Genomic DNA, 292 nt, shown 5'->3' with positions numbered 1-292 from the left:
CAGGCTCATTCCCTGATCATGCTCGATGACCAGGGGAGGAGGAATCGGCCGGAGACGATGCCCTATACGCAGAGAGGGGGAGATTTACTGACATCTCCGAATTATCAGCTCTTCGATCAGGCGGAAGTGGATGATCCTAATTTCACTCTCATGAAAACGGGAACGAAGGAGTCTCTCACAAAAGCCATTGAAGACGGTTGGATACTGAAGGCCGACACAGTGGAGGAGCTTGCTGAGGCTCTATACCTGGACCCAGACACCGTAGCTGGTGAGGTGGCTGACTATAACGCAG

General features: G+C 52.7%; 1 protein-coding gene. It reads left to right on the top strand.

The features are described from left to right. Positions 1-18: 18 nt before the first annotated feature. On the top strand, positions 19-292 hold a 274-nt coding region (locus NE591_RS15100; protein ID WP_371130640.1), incomplete at its 3' end, for a hypothetical protein.

Origin of the sequence: Adlercreutzia sp. DFI.6.23, assembly GCF_024462535.1 — a bacterium.
GTDB lineage: Bacteria > Actinomycetota > Coriobacteriia > Coriobacteriales > Eggerthellaceae > Adlercreutzia > Adlercreutzia rubneri.
Note: the sequence above shows the minus strand (reverse complement) of the source record. Positions and strands in the feature narration are given on the sequence as shown.